The 7968-nt window shown below is 48.1% G+C and carries 10 protein-coding genes; 8 read left to right on the top strand and 2 right to left on the bottom strand.

What is annotated here, in order from left to right; all coding sequences use genetic code 11:
* Positions 1-363 precede the first annotated feature (363 nt).
* The 7 genes from RMO52_RS02645 (at position 364) to RMO52_RS02615 (ending at position 5033) form a co-directional block, all read left to right on the top strand.
* Entirely contained in the window at positions 364-954 is a 591-nt protein-coding gene (locus tag RMO52_RS02645) for a phycobiliprotein lyase (protein WP_310410635.1), read from the top strand.
* The gene (locus RMO52_RS02640; protein WP_310410631.1) at positions 905-1504 is read left to right on the top strand and encodes a hypothetical protein; all 600 of its coding nucleotides are present in this window, start codon (positions 905-907) and stop codon (positions 1502-1504) included. Before RMO52_RS02645 ends, RMO52_RS02640 begins: the two co-directional genes overlap by 50 nt.
* 100 nt (positions 1505-1604) lie before the next feature.
* Positions 1605-2333, top strand: a complete 729-nt coding sequence (locus RMO52_RS02635; protein WP_310410629.1) for an EndoU domain-containing protein — start codon at positions 1605-1607, stop codon at positions 2331-2333.
* Positions 2311-2433, top strand: coding sequence for a hypothetical protein (locus tag RMO52_RS02630; protein WP_309744792.1), 123 nt, complete (start codon positions 2311-2313; stop codon positions 2431-2433). The genes RMO52_RS02635 and RMO52_RS02630 overlap by 23 nt, the downstream gene beginning before the upstream one ends.
* Before the next feature lie 156 nt (positions 2434-2589).
* A complete protein-coding gene (locus tag RMO52_RS02625) occupies positions 2590-3936 on the top strand; it encodes a deoxyguanosinetriphosphate triphosphohydrolase (RefSeq protein WP_310410627.1) in 1347 nt (448 codons plus the stop codon).
* A gap of 400 nt (positions 3937-4336) precedes the next feature.
* Complete coding sequence (locus RMO52_RS02620) at positions 4337-4606, top strand: hypothetical protein (RefSeq protein ID WP_310410625.1); 270 nt, start codon at positions 4337-4339, stop codon at positions 4604-4606.
* Between the two features lie 118 nt (positions 4607-4724).
* Positions 4725-5033: a hypothetical protein gene (locus tag RMO52_RS02615; RefSeq protein WP_310410623.1), complete on the top strand. Its 309-nt coding sequence runs from the start codon at positions 4725-4727 to the stop codon at positions 5031-5033.
* Positions 5034-5350: 317 nt separating this feature from the next.
* Here the strand turns inward: RMO52_RS02615 and glp are convergent, their stop codons facing one another.
* Both glp and RMO52_RS02605 read right to left on the bottom strand, forming a co-directional pair.
* Positions 5351-6583: a gephyrin-like molybdotransferase Glp gene (gene glp / locus RMO52_RS02610; RefSeq protein ID WP_310410622.1), complete on the bottom strand. Its 1233-nt coding sequence runs from the start codon at positions 6581-6583 to the stop codon at positions 5351-5353.
* A 193-nt stretch (positions 6584-6776) separates the two neighbouring features.
* On the bottom strand, positions 6777-6971 hold the full coding sequence (locus RMO52_RS02605) for a hypothetical protein (RefSeq protein ID WP_309745056.1): 195 nt from the start codon (positions 6969-6971) through the stop codon (positions 6777-6779).
* A gap of 215 nt (positions 6972-7186) precedes the next feature.
* On the opposite strand from RMO52_RS02605, the gene RMO52_RS02600 reads away from it, so the two are divergent.
* Positions 7187-7968 (top strand): nucleotidyltransferase family protein (locus RMO52_RS02600; protein ID WP_310410633.1); only part of this gene is annotated, 782 nt, incomplete at its 3' end.

Raw genomic sequence — 7968 nt, 5'->3', positions numbered from 1 at the left:
TTAACTTCCCAATTAATGTCCTTGAGGACTTCACCTGTGGGATAAATCTTGCAGATATGTTCCAGTCGCAGCATGAAATTAATTTTCTCCAGGAGTAGTGAGATGAGAGCGGATATCCCAATCTGTATTTTAACAAAACTTTACCACTAGGTCACGTAAATAGTTGGGAGTGGGGAGATGGGAGATGGGAGAGAGATGAGAGATGGATGGGATAAAGCAGATAGAGGGAAGTGGAGAAGGGATGAAAGGGGAACTGCACCGACGGTGCAACAACTTGATTCAATTTCCGAACTCCCATCTCCCATCTCCCATCTCTAAACTTGCTAAAATTAAGACTGAGTTAATAAGAAGAATCCGCCCATGATGGACGTAATGGAGTTTTTTCAGCATAGTGCTGGTAGATGGCGATCGAAACGGACTACGCATCACTTGGCATTTAGACGATCGGAAATGGGCGAATCGGAGATTGAAGTCAAGGCGTTAGCGGCTGAAGATCCCGAAATTATTGCGCTGTGTGAATCGCATCAAGTCGATCCCAGCTTGGCTGTCGGTGGCTGTTGCGTGACTTGGGCGGCTTCGATGGGTTGGGATCAAGAGGGTGAAAACCATGAAGGTAAGACGGTATTTGCGCTCGTTCCCGATGCGGACAAGCCTCATAGCGGTCAATTGTTGCGCGATCGCGGGTATGCTGAGATCGTTTCGGTCGCCGGACATTACCACATGGACGACGATGGTGGTTTGGTGCTGGTGACTGAATATGACATCATGAGTTCGGTCGAACGGTTCTGGTTCCCTAGTCCCAATGTTCGCGTTCGCAGTAGCACTGTCAAGCGAATGGGTGGGTTTAGTACGGCGACATTCTGCACGGAAACTCGGGTATTGCCAGAGGAAACCGGGGATAAGGTTGCCGAGCAAATCGATCCTCAGTTGCTGGTTTCGCCGTTGGGTTGGTAGATTGACGATCGCCAGCGAACAAACCCAAGCGTATCAGCTTGGGGTAGCATACCTAGAACGAGTGCAATCAATTCTACCCGATCCGCAGATGGTAGATGTCAAGAGCAATCTGCGCGATCGAGTCTCGATTTGCAACTGGATTGGCAAGCAAATTGAGACTGTCAATCGATCGCTCCAACTCCATCTTAATGCCTGTCATGAGTGTTTCAATCCAGGCGATCGGCGATCGATCCAGATCTTCGCCGTGCCATTTGCGGCATCAGTGCAGTTAGATGGCTTTTGTAATATCAATGCTAACCCGATCGCCATTTTGGTCGATGTCGGACGAGTTGCGCCGCCGGATTGGTTGGCGCTAGTGGCTCATGAGTATGCTCACGCCCATCTGGGCTATCCGGGACACGATCGCCAATATACCCAGGTACTGAGTCATTTATGCTTGGGCTTGGGTTTTGCACAGCCATCATTTTCGCCAGACGATCGTAGCATCTATTGTTGGCCGCCTTACTCATCCTCGATCGATCCGTTAGCGTGGTGGCGAGGCGAAAGTTGAATATCTACCGTGAGGAACTATACTGAAATGACGATCGATTTTAGAGCTTGGTTCGAGTCGATTTGGTAGAGATGTTTCGCAAACGAATCGATCGAGATCGATGGAAAAACCTAGACTCCGCAAAAAAAACTTACCCCCATTTTTCGATCGGCTCGATAATCCCGAATTTCCGCAGCTTTCCCAAGGCGGAACTGTCGATATGACACCGCTACCACCGGATTTATCGCCTTTCGATCGCGATGTCTTGCAAGTTTGCGGTAATCTGGGAAATCGCGCCCGTGTAGAGGATTTTCAAGCGTTACTTACCGCACATCCGCAGGTACTAGAGCGGATTAAAACCGCAGTCAAAGGTGAGATTTTTCCCGGTCGAAATACCGCTGCCGAATTTCTCGCAGACTTAACTAAAATCTGGTTCGATCGTCATGGTTTCGAGCATATATTTTGTGGAAATATTCATGATGGCAAACTGAAGGGGATGCACTATGTCGGGAGATATTTGCAGTTGCAAGAGCAAGGCTTAGCAGGAAAATTACCCGATAATCAGCACCAAGAAGAAGCGATCGCCGGGGTAGTTTATACCCTCGGTGTCTTGGTGAAATATGGCGATCGAGTTATCTACGATCGGCGCAATGGTTATGCGTTAGTAACCGACGCGATAGAACTATTAATTGCCGCTACCGTCGCATTCAAAAAGACCACTCGCCAGAGATCCGTCTACACTTTTCCGGTTGTCGATGCAGATTCAGGACATACTTATACAGCCGTACTCGTCAAAGAAGATAACGCGATCGTCACTTTTTATCCTGATGCAACTCCACCCGATCGTTAAAAGTGGCACTGGTGGAGCAGATATCTGGATGGTGAAGATTAGAACTAATGCTTATTTAGCTGAACTCAAACAAGCTTTTGCCGAGCGGTGGGAAGATTAGTGGAAATAATCTAGCTGTAATTGTTATGATAGAGATCCGTCGCTCGTTCGTAACCGAATGTACTATCAATCGCAAGTTAAAGTAAAAAATAGCGATGCTTTTACTCAGATGCACTAACAAAATCCATCAGCAAGGTGACTTTGAATAATGGAGCGAATGCAATGGGCACAGCTTTTTTCTCGTAAAAGAGATGGTGTAATTCAGCCAGAACAACATGAAGTCGGGCGCAGTCATTTTCAAAAAGATATCGATCGGATTATTTTTTCTAGTGCGTTTCGGCGGCTCAACCATAAAACTCAAGTCCATCCCCTCCCCGAAAATGATAACATTCACACCCGCTTATCTCATAGTTTAGAGGTTTCATCGGTGGGGAGAAGTTTGGGTACAAAAGTCGGGCAAAGATTAGCACCAGAATTAAGATCGATCGGGATCGAGCCATCTGATGTTGGCGATATCGTCCAAGCAGCTTGTCTGGCTCATGATATTGGGAATCCACCGTTCGGACATTCTGGCGAGGAAGCGATTCGCAATTGGTTTAGAGCGAATACCCAGCGAGAAATTCTCCAAGATTTAACCGCTGCCGAGTTACATGAGTTTCAATATTTTGAAGGCAACGCGCAAGGATTGCGAGTAATTACCAAGCTGGAATATTATTTATTTGAAGGCGGAATGCGGCTGACTTATGCTACATTAGGCACCTTTTTAAAATATCCGTGGACATCAGATTTTATCGACAAAAGTGGTAAAAAGAAATATGGCTGCAATCTCACCGAACGCGAAAGTCTGACCGAAATAGCTAGCGAACTCGGCTTGATTCAGCGATCGACAACGGCTTGGTGTCGCCATCCATTGGCATATTTAATGGAAGCAGCCGATGATATTTGTTACGCGCTAATCGACCTCGAAGATGGGATCGAGATGGGTTATATTACTTATGATGAAGCGATCGATATTCTCGAAATTATCTTTGACTTTAAGACGATTCCACCATTACATGCAAGTTGTACGGGCACGGAATTACTCAGGCGGACGATCGCGATCGCCCGAGGTAAAGCAATGAATATTCTCATTGAGGGAGTTGTCGATACTTTCATGCAGCAACAAGACAATCTTTTAACCGGAAATTTCGAGTATGACGATCTGATTGGTGCGTGTGGGGGTCGCATTAAGGAATGTATTTATACTGCCAAAAATATGGCTAAATCTCAAATTTTCGATCGACCGCGCAAGCTCGAAATCGAAGTTGGTTCTCATGCCACGATCGATATTTTACTCGATGCCTTTATTACTGCCACATATGATTTATACAGCACTCAAGATGGGGATATGGTGAGCAAGAAATCTCGGCAAATCCTGAATTTAATGGGCAGCCATCAACCAAAACAAGAGTGGTCTTTGCATCATGCTTATATGCACGCGATCGATTTTATCTCGGGGATGACTGACAATTATGCAGTCAGTATTACCAAGCAACTTGCCGCAATGAATGGTGCCGAGCGCTAAAATGTTAACTAATCCAAGTTGCTATCGATCTAGATGCCTACGATTGTGTCTTGTCTCGCTAAACCCTCGGGAAACCCGAGGAGCGCGAGCCGCAAATCGTGGCTAGTGTTGCAAAGGCCGCCTGTCTTGTCGTTTTCTTATTCGGCGGCGTTTTATGCGGGGGGAACCCCCGCATAAAAAACGCCAAGACGGGGGGAACCCTAAACAAAAAAACGCCGCTGTCTTGACGCGCTAAAACCTAGGGAAACCCGAGGAGCGCGCGTCGCTACGCGGACTAGTTTGTTAGTCCGCGTAGGCGGACTTTGCACTATGAGCAGCGGTTTCTAACCGCTGAGGTTATAGCTAGCAACTTGGATTAATTAAGAGCAGTACGAAATTAACTCCCAGATATAGGGTAGAGATGATGCTTACAAATTTTCTAGCTCGGTGGCGATCGCTTATCGGCACGACACTACTAGTTGTGGGGATTTCGATCCCAGTAATTGCAACCGCTCCAGCGCCACCGAGTCTAGTTGTATCCAAGCTCAATGGTAAACCGATTAATGTGCTGTATCTCACCCGCAGCGGCGATCGAGTTTTGGTACGCTGTTATCCCGGACTGAAACCGACGATCGTGGTGCGTCCGATGAGCGGCGGTACCCAGGAAGGAGTTCTCACCTGTATCGATTAGAATTACGGCGTTGCTGAACTAATAATAAGTTTTAGTAATATTTAGATGGGCTTACATCTAGCCACTAAGATGATATTGTTAAACACAGAATTTCTTCTCCTGCATCTTCTCCACAATCATGAAACACCTGACTCCTGTTTGGTTTGGCATTATGCTAGCTAGTGGTGCAATCGCTTCATCTGCTGTCGCGATGCCAACGGCAACCCAATCCCCATTCCAACCTGCCACCGTCACCCAGACAGACAGCTCGACTTCAGTCTCGATCGCGAGCCAGCAACTGACACAATTCTCTGATGTTTTAGTGGCTGTGCTGTATTTCGGATTGCCTTGTTCGTTCCTACTGGCAATCTTAGTCCACAACCACCGCGAAGCACAACGTCAGCTAGCCGCGCGGCTAGTACCGATTCGCATTAAAGATCGCTCTTAGAGAATGTTTAAAACTCAATCCTGTTGAGCATAAACCCTATAAAATACCCCCTAGCCTCCCACAAGTCGGATGGGCTTCGTTTCTAGATATGAATCCCCCAACCCCCTTTCCCAGGGGGCTTTTAAAGTCCCCCTGGGAAAGGGGGATTTAGCGGCGTTTTTATGTCTAGGGTTCCCCCCGAATAAAAAAACGACGCATCGAACGGAAGGTTCCCTCCCGTTCGATGCGTCAAGACAACGACAAGACAGGGGGATTTACCCACTGCAAGCGAAGCAATTAGACTTTCCAAACATCCTCTCAAGACCGCCAGCGGCAAGCTACAGCAACAACACTCGGACTGTAGCGCCAGCCGCGATCGCACTCGTGTCTACAGGGATCGTTGCCAGCGCATTGGTACCTGCAAGATTAATTAGATTTGCCGAACTTTGAGTGCCACCAGCCAGACTAAACTGATATCGTCCATCGCTGAGTGCCAACTTGCCCCAAAGATAGGTTTCGCGCTTACCATCAGCACTCAGATCTTGAGTGGCGATCGCCTCGATCCAGGCTGGTTGGTACTCAGACTCAGGTAAACCCGAAAATTTGGCGATCGCCAGTTTGACAAAGCGCCAGCAGCCAACTAGAGCCGAAACGGGATTTCCCGGTAGTCCGAAATAAACCACCGGGCGACTTTCCCACACGAATTTAGCAACTGTCAAAGGTTTGCCCGGTTTAATCGCCACCGCCCGGACGCAAATATCCCCACCTAGCTCTCCTAAGATCGCCTCTACATAGTCATAATCGCCCACAGAGACGCCACCAGTCGAGAGGACAAAATCCGCAGTTGCAATCGCTTCAGACATCGCAGCGGTCAATTTTGCCCGATCGTCGGGGACGATTCCCAGGCAGATCGGGATACCCCCAACCTGAGTAACGAAGGCGGCGATCGCATATTGATTAGAATCGACAATTTGCCCCGGTTTGAGTGTTTCGCTGGGCGTCACCAATTCATCACCAGTAGACAGGATTGCCACGCGCGGACGCTGATATACCTCAACTCGATCGCATCCCGTCGCTGCCAAAATCGCGATTTCGGGCGGATTTAAGACTGTCCCCGCCGCCAGCAGCGGATCGCCAATCCGGGCGTATTCCCCCCGCTGGCGCACGAACGATCGCGCTGTCGGGGCGATTTGAATTTTGACAAAGTTTTTCTGAACGCGTTGGGTATGCTCCTGCATAACGATCGTATCCGCACCCGCAGGGACGATCGCGCCTGTAAAGATCCGGGCGGCTGTTCCCGATTGGATCTCCTGCTGCGGCTGATATCCCGCCGGAATTTCCTCGACGACTTCCAGCGTAATCGGATGCTTGGGCGTACTCGATCGCACATCGGCAAATTTGACGGCATAGCCATCCATCGCCGAGTTATCCCAATGGGGAAAATCCAATCTACTGGCGATCGATTCTGCTAAAATTCTCCCGGTTGCCAGCGTCAGATCGATCGTTTCGGTGTTACTGGTAGGACGGACTAAATCGAGAATAATCCGTTCGGCTGCGGCTACAGGAATCATGAGGGTGGCGATATTAAATTAATTGAGAATTGAGAATTGAGAATTGGGTTGTTAGGATGGGGATTTAAACCCCTGCTCCTTGTTAATTACGATCCACTATAGGACTATGCGCGACGTTTACCATGTCACACTTCCGTGACGAGCGCAGGCGTGCGAGAGCCGCAATTCTCAATTCTCAATTCTCAATTCTCAATTAATCGCCACCTTTAAGGGCACGATTAAAATTCTGACGATAGGAAGCATTGACAACATAGCAAACTGGCCATAGTAAAGCCAAGACAATCTTAGTCGGCAGCGTACGTTGATAGTTGGTGCGGTTGAAATTGCGCGAAAATCTCCAAACACCATATCCGTATGCCCCAACCAATCCGACGACAACGAATTGCATAAGTCTTGCCTAAATCTTGATTAATGATGATTGTTACAGAATCGGCAGCGAAATTGCCTTAATATGACAATCTACAATCTATTTTAGCCCGATTCTCTAATTATCGATTGGGGTAGATATATTAACCTATGCGATCGCCCTGCTCCAGCCGTTAAGAATCAACTGACAATTAAGATATATTGGGCGACTACCCCCTAGAACACAAAGATATGCAACTGCGCGCAGTATTGATGGCTGGAGGTTCCGGGACGCGGTTGAGACCCTTAACCTGCGAACTTCCCAAACCGATGGTACCAGCGATCGATCGACCGATCGCCGAGCATATTATCAATTTGCTCAGACGCCATCAGATTACCGAAATTATCATTACCTTGCATTATCTCCCCGAGGTAATTCAGAATTATTTTGGAGATGGGAGTGACTTTGGTGTCAAAATTCACTATGCGATCGAGGCAGAACGCGCCCTCGGTACGGCTGGTTGCGTCAAAAATGTCGAAGAAATTTTGGGCGGGACATTTTTGGTAATTAGTGGCGATAGTCTCACTGATATCGATCTAACTGGCGCGATCGAATTTCACCGCCAAAAAGGTGCCAAAGCGACGATTATTCTCACTCAAATTCCCTATCCGGTAGATTTTGGGGTAGTAATTATCGATGAAGATAAACGCGTGCGCCGCTTTTTGGAAAAGCCTTCAGCGAGTGAAGTATTTTCTGATGCTGTCAATACGGGTATCTATATCCTCGAACCCGAAGTCTTGGACTATCTCCATCCCGATACCGAAGCCGACTTTTCCCAAGATTTATTCCCGCAACTGCTAGCGCACGATGTCCCCATGTACGGCTACGTTGCCAAAGGCTACTGGTGCGACATCGGTCAACTCGACACCTATCGCGAAGCTCAATACGATGCGCTGCGCGGCAAAGTCAAGCTCGATTGGCCATTTCCCGAAACTAGCCCAGGGATCTGGATCGGCGCAAATACTTATATCGATCCGAG

The organism is Chamaesiphon sp. OTE_8_metabat_110, assembly GCF_031382685.1.
Classification (GTDB): Bacteria; Cyanobacteriota; Cyanobacteriia; order Cyanobacteriales; family Chamaesiphonaceae; genus Chamaesiphon.
The sequence above is the reverse complement of the archived record's forward strand: the minus strand, read 5'-3'. Positions and strand labels throughout refer to the sequence as shown.

What these genes read in the sequence shown, in the direction of transcription:
- RMO52_RS02620 (WP_310410625.1), top strand. Translation starts at nt 4,337, where the DNA reads ATGATGCTTACAAATTTTCTAGCTCGGTGGCGATCGCTTATCGGCACG.
- RMO52_RS02615 (WP_310410623.1), top strand. Translation starts at nt 4,725, where the DNA reads ATGAAACACCTGACTCCTGTTTGGTTTGGCATTATGCTAGCTAGTGGT.
- RMO52_RS02625 (WP_310410627.1), top strand. Translation starts at nt 2,590, where the DNA reads ATGCAATGGGCACAGCTTTTTTCTCGTAAAAGAGATGGTGTAATTCAG.
- RMO52_RS02605 (WP_309745056.1), bottom strand. Translation starts at nt 6,971, where the DNA reads ATGCAATTCGTTGTCGTCGGATTGGTTGGGGCATACGGATATGGTGTT.
- glp (WP_310410622.1), bottom strand. Translation starts at nt 6,583, where the DNA reads ATGATTCCTGTAGCCGCAGCCGAACGGATTATTCTCGATTTAGTCCGT.
- RMO52_RS02630 (WP_309744792.1), top strand. Translation starts at nt 2,311, where the DNA reads ATGCAACTCCACCCGATCGTTAAAAGTGGCACTGGTGGAGCAGATATC.
- RMO52_RS02635 (WP_310410629.1), top strand. Translation starts at nt 1,605, where the DNA reads ATGGAAAAACCTAGACTCCGCAAAAAAAACTTACCCCCATTTTTCGAT.
- RMO52_RS02645 (WP_310410635.1), top strand. Translation starts at nt 364, where the DNA reads ATGGACGTAATGGAGTTTTTTCAGCATAGTGCTGGTAGATGGCGATCG.